At 73.8% G+C, this 21,420-nt stretch carries 14 protein-coding genes; 6 read left to right on the top strand and 8 right to left on the bottom strand.

Features of this window, described 5'->3' with window-relative positions:
* Positions 1–80: 80 nt before the first annotated feature.
* From ACFC1F_RS31560 to ACFC1F_RS31535, 6 genes are all read right to left on the bottom strand, one after another.
* Positions 81–1,271: a cytochrome P450 gene (locus ACFC1F_RS31560; protein WP_376163442.1), complete on the bottom strand. Its 1,191-nt coding sequence runs from the start codon at positions 1,269–1,271 to the stop codon at positions 81–83.
* Positions 1,272–1,374: 103 nt separating this feature from the next.
* The gene (locus ACFC1F_RS31555; protein ID WP_376163429.1) at positions 1,375–10,875 is read right to left on the bottom strand and encodes an amino acid adenylation domain-containing protein; all 9,501 of its coding nucleotides are present in this window, start codon (positions 10,873–10,875) and stop codon (positions 1,375–1,377) included.
* 238 nt (positions 10,876–11,113) lie between these two features.
* The gene (locus ACFC1F_RS31550) at positions 11,114–11,992 is read right to left on the bottom strand and encodes a sterol desaturase family protein (RefSeq protein ID WP_376163427.1); all 879 of its coding nucleotides are present in this window, start codon (positions 11,990–11,992) and stop codon (positions 11,114–11,116) included.
* Between the two features lie 324 nt (positions 11,993–12,316).
* Positions 12,317–12,712 (bottom strand): transposase, encoded by a 396-nt coding sequence (locus ACFC1F_RS31545; RefSeq protein ID WP_376163425.1) that lies wholly within the window; start codon positions 12,710–12,712, stop codon positions 12,317–12,319.
* Between the two features lie 165 nt (positions 12,713–12,877).
* Positions 12,878–13,132, bottom strand: a complete 255-nt coding sequence (locus ACFC1F_RS31540; RefSeq protein WP_209413781.1) for a hypothetical protein — start codon at positions 13,130–13,132, stop codon at positions 12,878–12,880.
* A 294-nt stretch (positions 13,133–13,426) separates the two neighbouring features.
* Positions 13,427–13,669, bottom strand: a complete 243-nt coding sequence (locus tag ACFC1F_RS31535) for a hypothetical protein (protein ID WP_376163423.1) — start codon at positions 13,667–13,669, stop codon at positions 13,427–13,429.
* Between the two features lie 526 nt (positions 13,670–14,195).
* On the opposite strand from ACFC1F_RS31535, the gene ACFC1F_RS31530 reads away from it, so the two are divergent.
* Together ACFC1F_RS31530 and ACFC1F_RS31525 are read left to right on the top strand one after the other, a co-directional pair.
* On the top strand, positions 14,196–14,360 hold the full coding sequence (locus ACFC1F_RS31530) for an LxmA leader domain family RiPP (RefSeq protein WP_209413783.1): 165 nt from the start codon (positions 14,196–14,198) through the stop codon (positions 14,358–14,360).
* 293 nt (positions 14,361–14,653) lie between these two features.
* Entirely contained in the window at positions 14,654–14,806 is a 153-nt protein-coding gene (locus ACFC1F_RS31525; RefSeq protein WP_209413784.1) for an LxmA leader domain family RiPP, read from the top strand.
* A gap of 86 nt (positions 14,807–14,892) precedes the next feature.
* Here ACFC1F_RS31525 and ACFC1F_RS31520 read toward each other — a convergent pair whose 3' ends face one another.
* On the bottom strand, positions 14,893–15,192 hold the full coding sequence (locus ACFC1F_RS31520) for a transcriptional regulator (protein ID WP_209413785.1): 300 nt from the start codon (positions 15,190–15,192) through the stop codon (positions 14,893–14,895).
* Positions 15,189–15,605 carry a hypothetical protein gene (locus ACFC1F_RS31515; RefSeq protein WP_209413786.1) on the bottom strand — a complete coding sequence of 139 codons (417 nt, stop codon included), beginning with the start codon at positions 15,603–15,605 and terminating at the stop codon, positions 15,189–15,191. Before ACFC1F_RS31515 ends, ACFC1F_RS31520 begins: the two co-directional genes overlap by 4 nt.
* A gap of 179 nt (positions 15,606–15,784) precedes the next feature.
* Here ACFC1F_RS31515 and ACFC1F_RS31510 point away from each other — a divergent pair, with 179 nt between their 5' ends.
* The 4 genes from ACFC1F_RS31510 to ACFC1F_RS31495 all read left to right on the top strand — a co-directional run bounded on the left by ACFC1F_RS31510 (position 15,785) and on the right by ACFC1F_RS31495 (position 21,300).
* Complete coding sequence (locus tag ACFC1F_RS31510) at positions 15,785–16,699, top strand: ABC transporter ATP-binding protein (protein ID WP_376163421.1); 915 nt, start codon at positions 15,785–15,787, stop codon at positions 16,697–16,699.
* Complete coding sequence (locus ACFC1F_RS31505) at positions 16,696–17,871, top strand: ABC transporter permease (RefSeq protein ID WP_376163419.1); 1,176 nt, start codon at positions 16,696–16,698, stop codon at positions 17,869–17,871. Before ACFC1F_RS31510 ends, ACFC1F_RS31505 begins: the two co-directional genes overlap by 4 nt.
* Before the next feature lie 234 nt (positions 17,872–18,105).
* Positions 18,106–19,383, top strand: a complete 1,278-nt coding sequence (locus ACFC1F_RS31500) for a cation:proton antiporter (protein WP_209413789.1) — start codon at positions 18,106–18,108, stop codon at positions 19,381–19,383.
* Between the two features lie 906 nt (positions 19,384–20,289).
* Positions 20,290–21,300: a LuxR C-terminal-related transcriptional regulator gene (locus ACFC1F_RS31495; RefSeq protein ID WP_376163417.1), complete on the top strand. Its 1,011-nt coding sequence runs from the start codon at positions 20,290–20,292 to the stop codon at positions 21,298–21,300.
* Positions 21,301–21,420 lie beyond the last annotated feature (120 nt).

Raw genomic sequence — 21,420 nt, 5'->3', positions numbered from 1 at the left:
CGACTCCCGGCGCCCCTTCGGTGTTTGCCGTGCCAATTCCCTGGCCTTCCTCGTCGTCCTTGGCATTTCCTGACGGTCCGTCACCACGCCACCGGGAGCGCCTGCAGGCCGTTGACCATGGCGTCCGCCTTCCAGTGCAGTTCGTCCTCGGGGACGGCGAGCCGCAGACCGGGCAGCCGGTCCAGCACCGCCTGGATGGCCACCTGGAGCTCCAGCCGGGCCAGGTGGGCGCCGATGCAGTAGTGCACGCCGTGGCCGAAGCCGATGTGCGGGTTGCCCGGCCGGTCCAGCACGAGGCGCTCCGGCTCCTCGAAGACGTCCGGGTCGCGGTTGGCCGCGGCGGTGGCGATCATCACCGCGTCACCGGCCCGGACGACGACCCCGCCCAGCTCGACGTCGGCCGTGGCGTACCGGGGCAGGCTGAATCCGGTGAGCAGCGGGACGTACCGCATCAGCTCCTCGACGGCCTTCGGGATCAGCTCGGGCTTCTCCCGGAGGCGGCGCAACTCCTCGGGGTTGACCAGGAGTTGGTGGAAGAAGTTGCCGATCTGGTTGGTGGTGGAGACGAAGCCGGCGATCAGCAGGTCGCAGGCGATCGAGAGCAGTTCCTCCTCCGTGATCAGGCCCTGCTCGCGGCAGGCCCGGACGAGCACCGTCAGCAGGTCCTCGCCGGGCTCGCGGCCGCGCAGGTCCAGCACCCCGGCCATGTACTCGATGAACGCCCGGCCCTCCACGGCGAGCACCTCGCCGGGGGTGACGGCGGAGAGCACCGTCTCGGCCCAGTGCCAGAGCATCCGGTGGTCCTCGGCGGGGATGCCGAGCACCTCGCAGATGATGGTGGTCGGCATCGGGATGGCGAAGTCCTCGACCAGGTCGGCCGGCGGGCCGGCCGCCACCATGGCGTCGACCAGCTCCCCGGCCAGCTCCCCGGCCCGGGCGCGCAGCCGCTCGACCCGGCGGGCGCTGAACTCCCGCGCCACCAGCGAGCGCAGCCGGGTGTGCTCGGGCGGCTCGGTGGAGAAGAGGCCGGCGCCGGTGCGGGCGACCGGCCGCATCCGGGGCTGGTCCCGGCCCATCGCCTCGGCGAGGCTGAAGCGCGGGTCGGCGAGTACCGTGCGGACGTCCTCGTAGCGGGTGGCCAGCCAGGCGCCGTCGCCGTAGGGCAGCCGGATCCTGGCCAGTGGCTGGTCGCGCAACTCGGCGTACCGGGGGTGGAGTTCGAGGCCGGGTGACTCGAAGGGGTAGGCTAGCGGCCGGTGCTGCCGGAGCATGGGGAGGTCCGCCTCTCGTGGGGGGCTGCCGGGGGACGGCAGCCGGGTGCCGGCGGCCTCGGGCCGGCCGGCCGGGGCCTGCGCGGCCCGGGGGTCCGTGGTTTCAGGACGCATGGACGCCACCCCCGGCGAGGATGTCCCTGGCCAGCCCGGCGTTGCGCTCGATGTACCCGTGGTCGAGCATCTCGGCGTGGCTGCCGAAGCCCCGGAACACCGCCGTCCCGGTGGCCGAGCTGCCGTGCCAGGCGCCGTACTGCCCGGCCGCGTGGAGGGCCACCTTGGCATCGTCGGAGATCACGCTGACCGGCGCGGTGATCACCCCGAGGTTGGGCGTCCGGCTGCAGAACCGCAGGTAGTCCCGGGCCTGTTCGCGGGTCTCCTGGGCGACGACGTCCGAGCCGGTGTGCCGCTGGAGGTGCTCGGCGAGCTCGTGCTCGAAGGCCCGGACGTGCTCGTCGCCGAGGGTGAAGGACTCCGGGATCCGGTGCGAGTCCATGATCACGACGTTGGGCACCGCCCGGCCGCGCCGCTCCAGCTCCTTGGCCACCTCGAAGGCGAGGTTGCCGCCGAGCGAGTAGCCGAGCAGGGCGCAGGGCCCGTCCGGCTGGACGGTCTCGATCAGGTCGGCGTAGCGGCCGACCTTGTCGTCGCCCGCGACGTAGTTGAAGGCGACCATCCGGTACTCAGGCAGATGTGCCGCGAGCTGCCGGTAGACCAGGCCGTGGCCGCCGGCCGGCGGGAAGCAGAAGAGGGTCTGCTGCTGCTCCCGGTTGAACCAGAGGTACGGCTGGGCGCCCTCGATCCGGCCGGTGATGATGTGCTCCACCGTCTTCGCCATCCCGTGCAGGGTGGTCACCCGGAACAGCTGGCTCACCGGGATGCTGATGTTGAACTCGCCCTGCAGCCCGTGGATCAGCTCGATCAGCTTGATCGAGCTGCCGCCGCACTCGAAGAAGTCGTGCTGGAGGCCGGGCTCCCCGATCCCCAGCAGTGCCCGCCAGTGCTCGGCCATCCGGATCTCGTAGAGGGTGACCGGCGGTTCGGCGGCCTGCTCGGCGGCGTCCGCCCGGGGGGCGGGGAGCGCGGCGACGTCCACCTTGCCGTTGGGGGTGAGCGGCAGTGCGGGCAGCTCGGTGAAGTGGGCGGGGATCATGAAGGTCGGCAGGTGGCCGGCCAGGTGGCGGCGCAGCTCGCGGCGGTCCAGCGTCCCGCCGGGGGCCGGCACGCAGTAGGCGCAGAGCACGCTGTCGCCGCTCCCGTCCGGCCGGACGGTGACCACCGCCCGGTCCACCCCGGGGCATGCGGCGAGCCGGGTCTCGATCTCGCCGAGCTCGATCCGGTGGCCGCGCACCTTGATCTGGGAGTCCGCCCGGCCGAGCAGGTGCACCCCGCCCCCGGTGTCCCAGCGGGCGAGGTCCCCGGTGCGGTAGAGCCGGACCGGCTCGGTGCCGTCCTCCCCGCCGACCGGCAGGGTGACGAAGCGCCGGGCGGTCTGCTCCTCGTCGCCGACGTAGCCGAGCGCCACCCCGGAGCCGCCGATGCACAGCTCCCCCGGCACGCCGGGCGGGACGGGCCGGCCCTGCTCGTCCAGCAGGTAGAAGGCGCTGTTCGGGAACGGCCGCCCGATCGGGACCATCCGGCCGGGCTCCAGCCCGTCGACCGGGCCCTCGAAGTAGGCGCTGTCGATGGTGGCCTCGGTCAGGCCGTAGGAGTTGACCAGCCTGGTCCGCGGGCCGCAGAGCGCCTGCAGCCGCTGGTACTCCTCGACCTTCCAGACGTCCGAGCCGACGACCAGCAGCCGCATGAAGTCCAGCCGCAGGCCGGTCCGCTCGCAGTGGCCGACGACCGTGCGGACCACCGCCGGGACGAACTCCGCGGCGTCCACCCGCTCGGTGCGCATCACCTCGTACAGGCGGGCGGTGTCGAACAGCAGCTCCCGGCCGACCAGCACCAGGGTGGCGCCCGAGCAGAGCGCACGGACCACGTCCCCGGTGAAGACGTCGAAGGAGGTGCCGGCCATCTGGAGGTGGACCCGGGCGTCGGTCTCCAGCCGGTACTCCTCGCGCCAGGCCTGGTAGGCCGAGGCGAGGTTGCGGTGGGAGACCCGCACCGCCTTGGGGCGGCCGGTGGAGCCGGAGGTGTAGATGACGTACGCGGGGGCGTCGAGGTCGGCCGGCGCGTCCTCGAACGCCTCGGACGCCTCGGACGCCGCGGACTCCGCGGACGGGCGGTCGAGTTCGGAGGGTGCGACGACCCGCGCGGGCAGCCCGGCGAGCCGCTCCGGGTCGCCGATCAGCAGCCCGGCTCCGGCGTGCTCCACCATGTAGGCCAGCCGGTCGGCGGGGTGGCCCGGGTCGAGCGGCAGGTAGGCCGCGCCGGTGCGGAGCACGGCCAGCAGGGCGGTGATCAGCTCCGGCGACTTCTCCAGGCAGAGGCCCACCACCGAGCCCGGCCCCGCCCCGAGCGCCCGCAGCCGGGCGGCCGCCCGCCGGGAGCGCCCGGCCAGCTCGCCGTAGTCCATCCGCGCGGTCGGCCCGGCCTCGGACGGGGCGGCGACCGCGGGTGCGGACGGGTCCTCGGCGGCGGCCCGCAGGATCAGCTCGTGCACCGGCTCCTCGTGCGCGACCCGCCGTTCGGCCCCGCTCCACCGCCGGAGCACCAGGGCGCGCTCCTCCCGGCCGAGCAGCTCCAGCCCGGTGGCCGGGTGGTCGGCGGCGGCCGCCGTCAGGCCGTCCAGCAGGTTGACGTAGTGCCGGGCGAGGCGGGCCGCGGTCTCCGGCAGGAGGAGGTCGGTGTTGTACTTCAGGACGCAGTGGAAGCGGCGCTCCGCCTCGTCCTCGTAGGCGGACAGCGTGAGATCGAACTGCCCTTCCTCCTCCGGGAGTTCGATGTACTCCAGGCGGTACCCGTACTTCTCGGTGGCCACCTTGTGGTGGAGCAGGATGAACATCGCCTGGAACACCGCGGAACGGCTCGGGTCGTGCTGGAGCCCGAGCTTCTCCACCAGCAGCACGAAGGGGTACTCCTGGTTGTCCAGGCCGCCCAGCACGGTGGTGCGGACCTGCGCGAGCAGCTCGGCCACCGTCGGCGCGCCGGCCAGCGAGGCGTGCAGCGGCAGCGGGTTGACGAAGTAGCCGTAGACGCCGGCGAACTCCTCGTCGGTGCGGCCGGTCACCGGGCTGCCGACGACGATGTCGTCCTGGCCCGAGTAGGCGTGCAGCAGGAGGTAGTAGGCGCTGAGCAGCACCATGAAGACGGTGACGTTGTGCTCGCGGGCCAGCGCGTGCACCCGGGCGCTCAGCTCCTCGTCCAGGACGAAGAACTCGGAGGCGCCGTTGTGCGTCTGCACCGCCGGGCGCGGCCTGTCGGTGGGCAGGCTGAGGACCGGCACCTCGGCGGGCAGGTGCGAGCGCCAGTAGTCGAGCATCCGCGGCGCCTCGCGGCCGGCCAGGAACGCGTTCTGACGGTTGAGGAAGTCGAGGTAGCGGGCGCCGACCGGGGGCAGCCCGGGCGCCCGGCCCTGCCGCAGCCCCTCGTAGACGGCGAGCAGCTCCTCGATGAAGGTGAAGGTGGAGATCGCGTCCGAAATGATGTGGTGGACGGCCTTCATGATCACCCAGCGGGCCGGGCCGCGCCGGAACAGCCGGAACCGCACCAGCGGGTCCCGCTCCAGGTCGTACGGCTCGCGGTACTCGCGGACGATCAGGTCGTGGACCTCCGGCCAGTCCAGCCCCTCGACGTCGAAGACCCCGAAGTCCGGCTCGGCCACGGCGGCGACGCGCTGGACGGCCCGGCCGCCGTCGAGCACGAAGTTGGCCCGCAGGCTGGGGTGGCGCTCGACCATCGCCCGGAAGGCGGCGGCCATCAGCTCCGGCTCCAGCTCCACCCGGACCTCGACCGCCCCGCCGATGTTGTAGGCGAAGCCGTCCGGGTTGAGCTGCTTGAGGAACCAGAGCGCCTTCTGGTTCTGCGTCAGCGGGTGGCTCGACTCGTCCTCGTACCGGACGACCCCGGCGCCGGCGGCGCCCGTGCCGTCCTCCTCGATCAGCTCGGCGAGGCCCGCGTGCAGCCGGTCGACGAGCTCGGCGACCGGCGCGTCGGAGAGCAGCGCCACCACCGGCGGGGCGGTGCCGAGCTCGGTGTTGAGCCGGGCCCGCAGCTCCATCGCGAGCAGCGAGTCCAGGCCGAGGCCGCTCAGACCGGTGGCGGGCCCGACCTGCTCGGCGGGCACCCGCAGCACGGCGGCGGCCAGTGCGGTGAACCGCTCGGTGAGCAGTGCCCGGCGCTCCTCCTCGCCGGCCGCCCGCAGCGCCTCCAGCAGGCTGCCGTGCTGCGACGCCGGTGCGCTCGCCGTGGCCGCGGCCGCCAGCTCGGCGACCAGCGGCGGCGGGGCCGGGTACCAGGAGAGGAAGACCGGCCAGTCGACCACGGTGGCGACCAGCAGCTGCGCGCGGTCCTGGCCGAGCACCCGCTCCAGCACGGCCATCCCGGCCTCGGGCGCGAGCGAGCTCATGCCGCGGCTGTTGCGGTAGTGGTCGATCAGGCCGAGCTCCTCGATCATTCCGGTGGCCCACGGGCCCCAGTCGAGGCTGAGCGCGGGCAGGCCCAGGGCCCGGCGGTGGTGCGCCAGAGCGTCCAGGAAGGCGTTGCCCGCCGCGTAGTTGGTCTGGCCGGCGGTGGTCAGCAGCGAGGCGATCGAGGCGAACAGCACGAAGTGGTCGAGCGGCTCGTCGGCGAGCTGCCGGTGCAGGGCGAAGGCGCCCAGCACCTTGGGTCCGTGGACGGCGTCGAACACCTCGCGGCCCAGGTCCGGCACCAGGGTGTCGCGGACCTGCCCGGCCAGGTGGAACACGCCCCGGATCGGCGGCGACTCCAGCGCCCGGTACCCGGCGAGCCAGGCGCCCAGCGCCGCCTCGTCGGTGACGTCCAGCGGCACCGGGACGGGCTGGGCGCCGAGCGCCTCCAGTTCGCGCAGGAAGGCGGTGTTGCGCCCGGCCGGGCTCGCCGGGTCGAGGCCGCGCCACTGCTCGCGCGGCGGCAGCGGGCTGCGGCCGACCAGGATCAGCCGACGGGCGCCCCGGCGGACGAGGGTGCGGCAGAGCAGCCGGCCGAGCGCCCCGAAGGCGCCCGTCACCAGGTAGGCGCCGTCCGGGCGCAGGCTCGGCGGCAGCGGCCCGGTCAGGCCCTCGGCGGGGCGCAGCCGGCTGGTCAGCCGTCGACCGGCCCGCAGGGCGATCTCGTCCTCGTCGGCGAGCCCGAACTCGCGCAGCAGCGCGGCCGCCTCCTCGGCGGGGTCGCCGGCCGGGCCGAGGTCGACCAGCTTGCCGGGGTGGCCGGGCAGCTCCTGGTGGCGCAGCACCCGGCCGATGCCCCAGGCGGGGGCGCCGAGCGGCTCGACCGGCTCGCCCGGCGTGGTGGCCTGGGCGGTGCGGGTGACGATGTGCAGCCGGGCGCCGGGCAGTTCGGCGGGCAGCAGGGCGGCCAGCGCGACCAGGCTGTACGCGCCGGCGCCGGTGTGTCCGGCCACGGCGGCGTGGTCCGCCCCGGCCAGCGCGGGCCGGTCGAGGTTCCAGAGGTGGACGACGGCGGCCGGGTCGGCGGCGCCCGCGGCCCGCCGGTCGGAGAGCAGCCGGCGCAGGTCGTCACCGGAGCCGGGGTCGACGGTGGCCGGCCGTCCGTCACCGGCGGGCCGGTAGCCGCTGCCCGGACGGACGAGGGTGCAGTCGCCGCCGCGGGCCGCGATCCGGGCGGCCAGCTCCTCGGCGACGCCCTGGGCGTCGGCGAACAGCAGCCAGTGGTCGGGGTGTCCGGCCGGCGGCTCGGGGGCGTCCGGGCCGTCCGGCAGCGCCGTCCAGACGGGCTCGGCGAGCCAGCCGTCGATGGTGGCGAGGCCGACGGCGGCGGGGGCCCGCTCCACGTCGGCGGCCCGGAAGCCGGTGATCCCGCCGAGCGGCACGCCGTCCTCGTCGTAGACCGCGAGGTCGCCGACCAGCTCGTCCCCGTCGTCGCGGGTGACGGTGGCGTGCACCCAGAGCGGGCGCTCGCCCACGGCGTCCAGCCGGACCTCGTCGATGGCCAGCGGCAGCCTGATCCCGGTGCCGGCCGGGGCCTCCACCAGCAGCTGGGGTGTCAGCAGGGTCTGGAAGAAGGCGTCCATCAGCACCGGGTGCACCTGGTGGCCGACGCCCTGCCCGGCGATCGCCGCCGTCGGCCGGACGGCCGCCAGCGCCTCGCCCGGGCCGATCCAGACCTCGTGGATGCCCTGGAAGGCCGGGCCGTAGTGGTAGCCGAGCCCGGCCAGCGCGGTGTAGCAGTCGGGGCCGGCCAGGTGCCGCAGGGCGCGGTCGCGGACGGCGCCGGCGTCCAGCCGGTGGCCGGGGCGGCGCCGCCGCTGGCCGGGGCGGACGGTGCCGGCGGCGTGGACGGTGCGCTCCTGCCCCTCGCCGGGGCCGGTGGTGGTGACGGTGAAGGCGCCGTTCTCGGCGGAGAGCGTGAACCGGACGGCACGGCTCTCGCCGTCCGGCAGGAACAGCGCCTTGCGCAGCTCGATGCCGGCCAGCGCGGCATCGGTGCCGCCGGTCAGCGCGCGGACGGCCTGGACGGCCATCTCCAGGTAGCCGGCGGCGGGGAAGAGCACCTGGCCCTGGATGCGGTGGTCCTCCAGGTAGGGCAGTGCCTCGGCGTCCGGCCGGGCCTCCCAGGCCGGCTCGGCACCGGCGAGGCGGCGCCCGAGCAGCGGGTGGTCCTGCCGGCCCTGCCGGACCTGCTCGACCGACCGGGGCTCCACCCAGTGCCGGTCCCGCCTGAACGGGTAGCGCGGCAGCGGGACGGGCCGCCCGGCGGGCTGGAGCACCGACCAGTCGACCTCGACCCCGAGGTTGTGCAGGGCGGCCAGCGAGGTGGCGAAGGCCGCCTGCTCGTCCTCCTGGCGGCGGATCGAGGCCAGCGTGCAGACCTCGGGGCGGTCGGCGTCGGCGGGCCGGGCCGCCACCGTCTCCTGGATCGAGCGTCCCAGCACCGGGTGCGGCCCGATCTCCAGGAAGAGGCTGAACCCGTCGTCGTCGAGCCGCTCCACCGCCTGCTGGAAGCGGACGCTGTCGCGCACGTTGTGCCACCAGTAGGCGGCGTCCAGCTCGGTGCCGTGCGCGGTGCCCTCCCGGCCGGTCAGGTAGAGCGGCACCTGTGCGGGGCGGGCCTTGAGGTCGGCCAGCGACCCCAGCAGCTCGTCCCTGATCAGCTCCATCCGGGCGCTGTGGTACGGCACTTCGACGGTCAGCGGGCGGGCGAAGACCTGCTCGGCGGTGAGCGCCGCGGCCAGCTCCGCGAGCGCCGTCGCGTCCCCGGCGAGGGTGAGCGAGGCGGGGCTGTTGACCGCGGCCACCGAGACCGCGTCGCCGTACGGGCGGAGCCGGCGGACCGCCTCGGCCTCGGGGAGTGCGACGGCCAGCATGCCGCCGGTGCCCGCCAGCCTCTGCTGGAGGCGGCTCCGGTGCACCACCACCTTGACCGCGTCGGCCAGGTCGTAGACGCCCGCCTCGTAGAAGGCGGCGACCTCGCCGGTGGAGTGGCCGACGACCGCGTCCGGGCGGACGCCGCGGCTGCGCCAGAGCGCCGCCAGGCCGACCTGGACGGCGAAGTTGGCGGGCTGGGCGAGCCAGGTCTCGGCCATCCGGGAGTGCGTCTCGTCGGCGGCCAGCTCCTCGACGAGGGACCAGCCGGTCAGCTCGGCGAGGTGCCCGGCGCAGGCCTCGACGGCTTCCCGGTAGACCGGCTCGGCCTCGAACAGCTGCCGGCCCATCGCCCACCACTGCGGGCCCATGCCGGTGAAGACCCAGGCCAGCCGGCGGTGCCGGGCCTCGCGGCGCCGGCCGGTCAGCACCCGGGGGTGCGGCTCGCCGCGCAGGTAGGCGCAGAGCGCCTCGTCCAGCGACTCGCGGGAGTCGTGCACCACGGAGAGCCGGGCGTCGAGGTGCTGGCGGCGGTGGGCCAGGGTGTGGCCGAGGTCGGCCGGCCGGGCCGGGACGCCGCCGCGGACACCGGCCAGCTCGCCCCGGATGCCGGCGGCCAGCTCGGGCAGGGCGGCGGCGTCCCGGGCGGTGAGCGGCAGCACGGTGTACCCGGGCGGCCGCCGCCCCGCCGGGACGGGCTCCGGCTCGGGCTCGGGCTCGGGCTCGGGAGCGGCCTCCAGCAGCACGTGGGCGTTGGTGCCGCCGAAGCCGAAGGAGTTCACGCCCGCCCTGGCCGGGCCCTCGTGCGCGGGCCACGGGGTCGGCTCGGTCGGGATCCGGTACGGCAGCGCGGCCGGGTCGATCGCCGGGTTGAGCGTCTCCAGGTTGATGTGCGGCGGGATCAGCCGGTGCTTGAGCGCCAGCGCGGACTTGATCAGCCCGGCCAGGCCGGAGGCGGACTCGGTGTGCCCGATGTTGGTCTTGACCGATCCGACGTAGCAGGCGTCGCCGGGGCGGCGGCCGATCGCCAGCGCCCGGGCCAGGGCGTTCGCCTCGATCGGGTCGCCGACCGGGGTGGAGGTGCCGTGCGCCTCGACGTACTGGAGGCTGCCGGGCGCGATCCCGGCCTCGGCGCAGACCCGCTCGATCAGGGCGACCTGGGCGTCCGGGTTGGGCACGGTGATGCCGTTGGTCCGGCCGTCCTGGTTGACCCCGCTCCCGATGACGACGGCATGGACCGGGTCACCGTCGCGCAGGGCGTCGGAGAGCCGCTTGAGCGCCACCACGGCGACGCCCTCGGCGCGGACGTAGCCGTCGGCCGAGGCGTCGAAGGTGCGCGAGCGGCCCTCCGGGGAGAGGAAGCCGCCCTTGGTCTCGGCGATGGTGTACTGCGGCGCGATGTGCAGCAGGGTGCCGCCGGCCAGCGCGAGGTCGGTCTCGCCGCGCAGCAGGCTCTGGGCGGCCAGGTGGACGGCGACCAGGGAGGAGCTGCACGCGGTGTCGAGGGAGACGCTGGGGCCGCGGAAGTCGAAGCAGTGCGAGATCCGGTTCGACACCATCGTCATCATCGTGCCGGTGGCGGTGTGCGCGGCCAGGGTCTCGAAGGAGAGGTCCGAGAACTGCACGATCTTGTAGTCCAGCGTGAACGCGCCGACGTAGACGCCGACCTCGCGGCCCGCCAGCTCGGCCGGCTTCTGCCCGCCGTCCTCCAGCGCCTCCCAGGCAACCTCCAGCAGCTTGCGCTGCTGCGGGTCCATGTGGTCGGCCTCGCGGCCGCTGATCCCGAAGAACGCCGGGTCGAACTCGTCGAAGCCGTCGATGTAGCCGCCCCGGCCGCCGACCAGCCGGCCCGGCCTGGCCCTGTCCCGGCTGCCCAGGGTGGCCACGTCGTACCGGCTGCGCGGGGTCGGGGTGATGCAGTCCTTGCCGTCGACCAGGTTCTGCCAGAAGGACCGGTGGTCGTTGGCTCCGCCCGGCAGCCGGCAGCCGATGCCGATGATCGCGATGCGCTCGGGGCCGTCGGCGGCGGGGGCGGCCGGGGCGGGCGGGGCACTCCGGGCGGAAGCGGGCCGGACGGGGCGGGCGGGACGGGCGGTGTCGGAGGGGGCCGGGGAATCAGAAGGGCCGGGGGCTGCGGCGAGGCGTGAATCCGTCATGGTCGAGTCCTTGTGTTGCTGCGTTCGCGCGCGCGGCACGGGCGAGGGAGGGCCGCGCGGGCACGGGGACGGCGGCCGTGGCCCGGCTCCGGGCAGGCCGGGGAGGGCGGGCCGGAGCCGGGCAGGCCGGGGCGGGCAGGACGGGGGAGCGGGGAGAGCACGTACGGATGGACTTCGGCGGGGCAGCCCGCACGGGCCGGCCCGACGGGGAGGACCGACGGGGAGGACCGACGGGCCCTCAGGCCGGGGAGTCGTCGACCCGGACCGGGCGCACCGGCCGCCTCCAGGCCTGGAGATGACTGGTGATCACCTCGTCCGTCCGCGGGAACTCGGACGGGTGCCGCAGCCCCACCACGGCCGGCCGGCGGCCGGGCCGCCAGGTGAAGCTGCCGAAGGCGTGGTCCCAGACGGAGAGGTCGGAGCCGAAGTGGCCGGCCTCCGCCAGGTCGGCGCTGTGGTGGAGCCGGTGCTGCTCCGGACCGGCGAAGACGTGGTTGAGCACGCCGAGCCGGACGTCGACGTTGGCGTGCACGAAATAGCCCTGGGCGACCACGAAGAGACCGACCACGAACACCGACTCCGCCGAGAAACCCGCCAGCGCGAGGGAGAGTTGGACCGCTCCCTGGGTGACCAGCACGTCGACGACGTGGTTGACGCCGTTGTTGGCGACGTTGACCTTCCCGGGCACGTGGTGCACCCCGTGCAGCCTCCAGAGCCACCGGTTGGAGTGGCTCCAGCGGTGCACCAGGTAGTTGGCCAACGAGCCCAACAGCAGCGCCGCCGGGATCTCCGCCCACAGCGGCAGCGTCGGATGCGGCGGCGCCAACCACCCGACGGCGGCCGTCACCGGCAGCTGCGCCAGCGCCCCGCCGATCATCGTCAGGACGAAGTAGACGCCGTACCAGCCCCATTCGCCGACGGTCGGCTGCCACTCAGGTTCGTACGGGATCAACCGTTCCAGGGCCGTCAGACAGCCGATGGTGCCGAGCAGGAAGAGCTGACTGGTCCGCCCGAGGTCCCAGCGCCAGCGCAGGGCGGCGACCGATATCGACACGACGGTGACCAGCAGGGTCGGGTAGGCGACACGACGCAGCACGGCGCGCAGCTTCCCACTCACGGCTACCCCCTTCGCGGTCCGGCACCGAACGGTCACCGAAAGCAATCGTTCCGATACTAACGGTGCCCGGAAGCCGAAGCGGGGGATTTTGGAAAAGATTCACAAGCGTCAGAATTTGTCGGATAATAAATTGGAAAAATATCGGCCAGAATGGCGCGGAATCCGAACAGATATCTTTGATGATCGGATGAGCAACCCGGTCGGCCAGGACCCGCCGGGCCCCGCCTCGGGCGCCACATCGGACGCGCAGACCGCAAACGCGGGCCGGAAACGCCACCGCTCCGGCGTCCGCACCAGGGACACCGGAGCGCCGGGACCGGGCCGTCAGGCCCCGGAGGCGGAACGCTGCGCCGGCACCACGCCGTTGAGACGCGCCTGGCCGAGTGCGTGCGCCTCGCCCCTGCCGCGCCCTCCGAGGGGGGCGCGGGCGGGCCCGCCGGCGCCCGCCCGCGGGCGCATCGACTGGCGGATGGCCTGCAGCTGCAGGTAGGAGTCGCCCAGGGCGCCCTTCAACCGGGCTATCTCCTCCCGGAGTTCGGCTTCTCGACTGGCCTGCGGGTCCGAGGTCGCCTCAAGTCCGCCGCAACCGGCCTCGATGAAGCGGCGCTTCCAGTTGCTGATGGCCTGCCCGGTGACTCCCGCGGACCTGGCGGCCTCGGCAGCGGTGATCTCGCCCGCCAGGATGGACAGGACGATGGCGGCCTTCTGATCGGAGGGCATGGCTGGGGGCCGGGGCACGGTGATTCTCCCTCGTGTCGTTGTCGTCGTTCGCTTTCGTGGTGACCCGCGGGCACGCGGGCATCGGGGGTGAGCTCAGGGTCGTCGGACACGGGCACTGCGCGTCGGCCCGCCCGCGCGCCCGGACCGCCGCACGGCGGAGCCGGATCAGGCGGGGACCCGGGCCCAGCCGCGCAGGGTCGACTGGGCGAGGGCCGCGTCCACCGCGAGGGCCACCTCGGCCGGCGAAGCCTCCCCGGGCAGGGCCAGGGCCAGTACGGCGCTCGTCGGCGTGCACTCCAGCCCGGCGCACGTCCACCGTGCGGGCAGGAGCGCGACCAGCCGGACCGCGGCCAGCTCCGACGCGGCGCCGTACGGGACGTCGGCCGTGGCGACGATCCGCACGCGATGGTGAGTGGGCATTGACGGGTCCTTGTGACGAGGCGGGTGGGCGGTGGGCGACCCGGCACGCTTGCCGGGTCGCCGATGCTCGTGACTGCCGTGCCCCGGACGGCGGTTGCACGGCCGTCCGGGGAGTGGCGGTGATCACGCCCGGTCCGCGGTGCGGCCTGCCGGGACGGCCGCGCGCCCTCCGGCGCCCCGGTCGAGGGGCACCGGCCCCGCCCCGTCGTCGCCGGCCGGAGCGATGCCGCCTTCCCGTCGTCCGTCAAAGGCCCCGCCGTGCCGCCGGCCCGGCCGGCGGAGCCCCGGGGCGGCTCACCCCCAGTCGTGGAAGTCCATCCCGAGCAGGTCGACGACCAGGGGGAGCACCTGGTCGAGCGCCAGGTCGGGGAGAGAGCTCGCGGTCGGCGCGCTGACGACCGGCGCCGGCTCGACGGCCTGGGCCGTACCGACGGTACAGAGCGTGAGGGAGGCCGCTCCGAGCAGCGAACAGACCACGGTACGACCGATGGTGCCCACCCTGCGGGCGACCGGCTTCGAACGGAACATCTCGCGCATTGCTCTCTCCCCGTTGGCATTGCTGGTACTTGGTGGTTCTCGCCTTGCAGGGACAACTCTGCCAACGCCGGGCCCCCGGTTCGAGAGCCGGGGTTCGCATACTCCTGCAGCCGGCGGTGCCACATGCTGCACATGTTCCCAGCAGGCTCCCAGGAAGGCTCCCAGGCACTTCCCACAGCGTGGTGACCATCCGTCAGGCGGAGGTCGGGGCACCACCGCCACGGTGTCACGGCAGACAACCGCCTCCCGGCCGCCGCCTCCCGGCAGCCGGGGCGGCCCGCCGGCGCGGCCGAACCACGCGCCCTTCCGCCCGCCGGAGCCCCGAAAGCCCCGGTCAACTTTCCGGTCCGCTTTCCTTTTCGACGCGAACCGGCTGGTCAGCCGTCGTGCCGATGCAAGGAATGGATCGAAGACTCATCGACGCGACCCCTCGGCCGATGCTGAACTTCTCTCACAACAACCGCACCGCCCGGTGAGGTTGAAGGAAAAGCGCCCCTCCCGGGGGCGCCACCCGAAGGAGATTCCCATGACCGAGAAGCTCATCGCCGGTTACGCCGCCTACACCGACGCCAACGAGTACGGCACCACCGCCCTCAGCGACGCCCCGGGCTCCGCCGAGTCGGTCAGCTGGGTCATCACCGCCGCGTCGCTGGGCTTCAGCGTCGCGGCCACCTGGGACAACGGCTGCTGATCAAGCACCCCGGCCCAGAGGTGCGACGCTCATGACCGGGCACATCCCGTGCGGAGGGTGGCGGCGGATGAAGGAATTCACCGCGCCGTGCGCTCCCCCGGACAGCTCAGGCCCGCGCGCCGAGGTTCGTCCCTCGGCCTGCCGGCGGAATGTCCGGGCAGGCAACCCGCCCTTTCCCGTCGTCTATTGAGATGCGCACCTTCCTGGTGCGGCTCTCGGAGGGAACCGCACCGCGGAATTTCCCCGTTCCGTTCCGAACCCTTCGGAACGGCTCACCAGAAAAGGATTACCCCATGAACGAGAAGCTCATCGCCGGTTACGCCGCCTACACCAACGCCGACGAGTTCACCGCGGACGCGCTGGCCGAGGCCCCGGGCTCCATCGAGATCTCCGTCATCATCGGTTCGTTCGTGGCGTCCGCCACCACGTACGACATCAAGTGCTGATCTTGTGACCTCATCTCAACGGGGCGCCGTCCCTCCCGGAGACGGCCCCCGTTGAGGCAGCACCAATCGCCGGCCCGCCCCGCCTCTCAGGCGTGGCGGGCGGCGCTGTCGGCGATCTCCTGCAGCGCGGCCATGTGCCTGACCAGGGCACCGCGGCCGGCGTCGGTCAGTGCAAGCCATGTACGGGGCGTCTTTCCGGCGTACCCCTTGCGGACCGCGACGTAACCCTTCTCCTCCAGCGCCGAGGCGTTCTTGGAGAGGTTCGAGGGCGAGAGGTCGCAGTACTCCTGGACGGCCCGGAACTCCGCCTCGTCACATCCGGAGAGGAACGCCGCGATCCGGATGCGGGTGACGGTCCGGAACGCGTCGTCCAGTTCGGCCGTCATGCGCGAACCTGCTTCTGCAGTGTGAACCAGGTGTAGCCGAACACGACCACGCCCAGCCCGGCCCAGATCCACCGGAGGTCCGGGCTGACGGCCAGCGCGCAGATCACGATCACCGCACAGGCGTTGATGGTGCGACTGCGCCGGCGACGGGCGGGGCCGCGCAGACCGGTGACGCCCTGCCCGGCCCGGATGCGGGTCAGGATCTGGTCGGCGGCCAGGGCGAGGAGGATCCCGGTACCGATGGTCAGCACCTTCAGCCAGGCGGGCGAGGGGCTGAGACCGCCCAGCGCCACCGCGGCACCCACGAGCAGCCCGCAGGTGGGGGGCGCCCAGGCCGGCAGCCGGGGTTCGACCGAGGCCCGGTAGGACAGGTGGGCCTGCTCAAGCTCGCGTCGTGCTTCTTCAGCGTCCATGGTTGCCAGACTGGCATGGACTTTCCTGTTTTTCAAGTAGTAGATTCGCGGAACGCACTGTCCGCCGTATCCCCAAAGGACCCGGCACCGTGCCGACCCCCGGCAGCCCTCGGCGCAGCGGTCACCAGGCCCGGCCTCCCACCGCCGCCCCGCCCCAGCACCAGGAAGAGAGAACGGACTTGAATCCGCTGGAGATCGACTCCCTCTCGAAGCGCTACGGAGAACGCCAGGCGCTCGACGCGCTCTCCTTCACCGTGCCGCCCGGCGAGATCTTCGGGTTCGTGGGCAGCAACGGGGCCGGGAAGACCACCACCATGCGCATCGCGGTCGGCGTGCTCGCCGCCGACGAGGGCGAGGTCCGCTGGGGCGGCACCCCGGTGAGCGTGCGCGACACCGCGCGTTTCGGCTACATGCCCGAAGAGCGCGGCCTGTACCCGAAGATGACGGTGGCCAAGCAGCTCGTCTACCTCGGGCGGCTCCACGGCCTGTCGGCCTCCGAGGGGCGCGACGCCATGGTGCGCTGGACCGAGCGCCTGCACCTGTCGGAGTACCGGGACAAGACCGTCGAGTCGCTGAGCCTGGGCAACCGGCAGCGGGTGCAGCTGGCGGCGGCCCTCGTCCACGACCCCGACGTGCTGATCCTCGACGAGCCGTTCTCGGGGCTCGACCCCTTCGCCGTGCAGGACATGAGCGCGGTCCTGAAGGAGAAGGCGGCACAGGGCACCCCGGTGCTCTTCTCCAGTCACCAGCTGGAGCTGGTGGAGAAGCTGTGCGACCGCGTCGCCGTGGTCCGCCGGGGCAGGCTCGCCGCGTGCGGCAGCCTCGACGCGCTGCGCTCCCAGGCGCCGGCCCGCATCCACTTCGTGGTCGAGGGCGCCGCCGCAAACTGGCCGGACGGGGTGGACGCGGTCGCGTCCTACGAACGGCTCGACGACGGGGTGCTGGTGGAACTGGCCGGCACCCACACCGAGAACGACCTGCTGCGGGCGGCCATGCCGCACGGAACCGTCCGCCGCATGACCTGGCACCAGCCGACGCTCACCGACATGTTCTGCGACCTGATCGAGTCGCCGGAAGGCGGTACCGACCGATGACCCCAGCCTCACGCACCCACCGCTCCCGGTCCTGGCAGGACGTCCTGCTGGTCTACCGGCGGGAGGTCGGCGCGCGCCTCGCGAGCAAGGGCTACTTCGTCGGAATGGCGGTCATGGTCGCGGTGGTCGCCGCGCTGGTGGTCGGGCTCTCCGCGATGGGCGCCGACAAGACGTTCACCGTCGCGGCCTGCGGTGCCCCGCAGTCCGAGTTCGGGGTCACCGCGAAGGAGGTGCGGGTGCAGGCCTGCTCGGGCCTCGACCAGGCCCGGGAGCAGACCGACGGCAAGCAGGTCGACGCCGCGGTCGTGGTCGCCGGCGGCCGCGTGTCGGTCCTGGTCCGCGGCAACAGCGACCCGCAGGCCCAGCAGGCGGCCGTCGCGATGAGCCGCACCTGGGCCATGTCCCGCGCGCTGGAGGCCCAGCACGTCGACCGGCCGGGCCTGGAGGCCGCCCTCGCCGACGCGGCACCCGAGATCGTCACCGTCGGCAGCAGCCCGCCCACCAAGGAGGTGGCGGCCGCCGTCAGCCTGCTGGTCGTCCTGTTCATGCAGATCATCGGGCAGGGCTCGCTCATCGCCCAGGGCGTGGTGGAGGAGAAGTCCACCCGCATCGTCGAGGTCCTGCTCTCCACGCTGACCCCGCTGCGGCTGATGACCGGCAAGGTCGCCGGCATCGGGACGGCCGCCGTCCTGCAGATCGCCGTGCTGGTCGGTGCCATGGCCGGCGCCGGTGCCGTCACGGGCGGGTCCTCCACCTCCCTGCCCGGTACCGGGGCGATGCTCTCCCTGATGGTGTGGTTCCTGCTGTCCTTCGCGCTGTTCGCCGGTCTCTTCGCGGCGGCCGGATCGCTGGTGTCCCGCCCGGAGGAACTGCAGTCGGTGCTCATGCCGGTGATGGTGCTCGCACTCGTCCCGGTGGGGGTCGTCGCCGTCGCCGCGGGCGACCTGTCGGCCCCCTGGGTGGGCGTCCTGCAGTACATCCCGCCCTTCTCCGGCATGCTGATCCCGCTCCAGGCCAGCGTCGGAACCGTCTCCGTGACCCAGCAGCTGCTCGCCGCCGGCGTGATGCTGGCGGCGACCGCGGGCTGCATGTGGCTCGCCGCCCGGGTCTACCGCGCCTCGATCCTGAAGATCGGGTCCACCGTCCGCTGGCGCCAGGCGCTCGCCGCGTAGACGGACCAGTCGTCCCCCCTCATGTCGCACCCCCCGACGAGGGCGGGCGTGCCCGGGGGAAGCGGCCCCCTCGCTTCCCCCGGGCCTTCCTCGCACACCTCCGCGTCGCCGCCGGACACCTCCGCGCCACCGCCGCAGGCCCCCGTGCAGCCGCCGAAGGCCTCCGCACCCCCGCCACAAGCCTCCGCGTCGGTTCCGTGAGCCTCCGCGCCCAGCCGTAGAAGGGTTTGAACGATGCTGTTCCTGCACGTGGCGGCGGTCCTCGCCGTCGTCCTGGTGGCCGCCAAGGCCGGGCGCGAGGCGGCCCGCCTGCTGCGCCAGCCGGAGGTCATCGGCGAGATCACCATGGGGCTGCTGGCCGGTCCCGTCGCCCTGGCCCTCCTGGGCCCGGACACCTTCGCCTCCGTCCTGCCGAAGGCCGTCCTCGACGATCTGAAGCTGGTGGGCCAGGCCGGCCTCGTCCTCTTCCTCGTCGGTCTCGCCCATCACATGCGCCGCGGGTCGGTGCACCTGCCCAGGCGGGCGGTCGGCTGGGTGGCGGCCGGCTCCCTGGTCCTTCCGCTGCTGAGCGGGGTGCTGCTCGCGGTCTGGATCCTCACCCGGGAAGGGGCCGCCGTCCGCGGCACGGCCCCCCTGTCGGCCTTCGTCCTGATGGTGGCCGTGTCGCTGTCCATCAGCGCGGTGCCCGTGATGGCCCGGATCCTGGACGCGCGCAGGATGCAGGACTCCACGGCGGGGGCGCTGACCCTGTCCTCGGCGATCGTCATCGACGCCGTGGGCTGGCTGCTGCTGACGCTCGCCGTCTGCCTGGGCGCGGGCAGCGTCGCCGGGTTCCTGCACTCCCTGCTGGCACTCGCCGTCGCCGGGGCGTGCGGGCTCGCCATCCGGTTCGGCCTCGCGACGGCCCGGGCGCGCAGCCTGTGCGTGCGGGCCCCCCGCACGGCGGCCGTCGCCCTGGGCGCCGCGGCGATCGCCGTGGCCGTCACCGTCGAGCACATGGGGATGACGGCGATCCTCGGGGCTGCGGTGGTGGGGCTCTCGATCCCCTCGGACGAGTCCTCGCCCTGGAGCCGCACGGTGGAACAGGTCTCGCGCGCGGGCTCCGCCGTGGTGCCCGTCTTCTTCGTGGTGACCGGCATCAACGTCTTCAACAAGGCCTACGCCTCGACCCCGTGGGGCCTGATCACGGTGGCGGTCCTGCTCGGCATCGTCGGCAAGACGGCCGGCGGCTACCTCGGGGCGCGGCTCGGCGGCCAGTCGCGCCGCGACGCTCAGCAGATCTCCGTCCTGATGAACACCCGCGGCCTCACCGAACTGATCGCCATTCAGGCCGGGCTCCAGGCCGGCATCCTGACGGGCCCGCTGGTCCTGGCACTGGTGCTGATGGCCCTGGCCACCACCGCGATGACCGGTCCGCTCCTCGCGTACATGGAGCGTTCCGGGGCGCGGCTCCCCGCGCCGGGGGCTCCGGAGCTCCGGGCGCCGAGGGCGGTGGCGCGCCAGGGCTCCTGAGCGCACGCCCCGTGCGCCCGTCGCGGGCGAACACCCCGGGTGCGGCGCCCCGAGCGCGCCTCCTAAGCACAGGTCGGACCCCGTCGCCCTCGGGCGGCGGGGTCCTCCGTCGTTTCCGGGGGTGCACCGGCACCCGTTCCGGACCCCTACCGTCCGGTACGCACGGTAGGGCGGCGCCTACCCGGCGTCGCGACTGCGCATGTGAAGCATGGGCGCATTCTGCCATGGACACGTCCTTCCGCGGGGCCCGTCGCCCCGTTCGGGCCGCCCGCATCCTGGCAGGCCAAGCGCTGCCGACGCCGTACGAACCGTTCCCGGCCGGCCGCCGTCCGGCGGCCGGGACGCTCGGTCCACGAGTAGTTGACACTTCTATAGCGCTGCGGTGAGGATCTAGCCGATGGCGGGCCCAGGTATCGACCCCGGTCCGCTTCGGCATCCTGGGGGAACATCCATGCGCGGGATCCACACCACCGCATCCGTGGGTCGGTTGACGCGGCCCGCCGACGTACCGGCAGCTCCTCCGACTGTGCGCCACCCGCTGCCGCGCGGCGCGTGCACGACCGCGCCGGACCCGGATGCATCGGCGTCCGGCCCCGGACGACCCCGGGATTGAGGTCCGACACCGGGACGCGTGCGACCGCCACGCGTCGGGACCCCGCGACCCGGAGGAGACCGACCCTGCACTCCTGATCGGGTTCCTGACCAGAACCCGATCCATCCGCACTGTGCCCCGGCGCCGACGACCGGTGCCGGGTACCGAGGCGAGCGCCGTGGCTGCGGCCAGAGTCCGGCGCGCATCGCAGCGCCTCCCGCCGGCGCCTGTTTCCCCTCCAGTGCGGCATGGACCGGCCCGCACGCCGGAACCAACTGGAAATGATCACAGCCGTGCGCGGCGAAGGGGGAAACATGGGCGAGCCCAGTCTGGCGTTCCTGGGAGTCGACTCCGACGACGAGGAGCTCTACAGACGGCTGCTGCGCGCGGGCGAGAAGGGCCGGGCGGCGTTCGCCCTGAACAGGTCGCAGGACGTACGGCAGGTGCAGGAGTCCTGCGCGCGGCTGACCACCCTCGGACTGGTCCGGGAGGGGTCGGACGGCGTGCTCCACCCGGTGCCGCCCGCCAAGGCGGTGGAGGGACTGGTGGAGACGAAGGTGCGCCGGCTCCGCGACGACCTGGAGGGACAGGTCGCCGCCAGGGACGTGGTGGGCTCCCTCATCAACGAGCACGGCGGTCGCGCGGCCGACACCCGGGCCGCGGACACCGGCGACGCGATCCAGCACCTGGAGGGCATGGAGGCGGTCAGGGCCGTCCTCGACGAACTCACCTTCTTCACCTGGGCCGAGAGCCTGACCACCAACCCGACCGGTGTGATGAGCGCGGAGAACATCGCCCACGCGCGGCCGCTGGACGAGCGGGTCCTGAGGCGGGGGGTCAGCATGCGGACGCTGCTCGGCGCGGCCGCGCTCGACGACCCGACGACGATGAACTACGCGCGGGAGCTGACCGCCAAGGGCGCCCAGATCCGCATCTCCCACGCCCCGCTGGAACGCCTGATCATCTGCGACCGGTCCGCCGCCCTGACCCCGCTCGACCCCTCCCACACGGCCCGCGGGGCCGTCCTCATCCGGGAGTCGGGCCTGGTGTCCGCCCTGGTCGCGCTCTTCGAGCGGATGTGGAGCAGCGCGCAGGAGCTCCCCGCGGCCGAGGACGCGGAGTCCGACGCGGCGGAGGCGCTCAGCCACCTCGAACGCAAGGTGCTCAAGTCGCTGTACACGGTGGACAAGGACGAGAGCGGCGCCCGCGACCTCGGCATCTCGGTGCGCACCTACCGCAAGCACGTGGCGACGCTGATGCGCCGGCTGGACGCGACCAACCGGGTCCAGGTGGCGCTGCTGGCCCGCGAGCGCGGCTGGCTGTAGGCCCGCCGGTGCCGGCCCGCGACGGCGGGCCGGCCGGGCGCACGACCGGGGGCGGCGCGGGCGCTTGCTTGTGGGGCGTGGGCCGGCAAGCGGAGCCGGGCGGGGGGGGCCCCCGCGAGC

The organism is Kitasatospora sp. NPDC056181 (assembly GCF_042266225.1).
GTDB lineage: Bacteria > Actinomycetota > Actinomycetes > Streptomycetales > Streptomycetaceae > Kitasatospora.
Note: the sequence above shows the minus strand (reverse complement) of the source record. Positions and strands in the feature narration are given on the sequence as shown.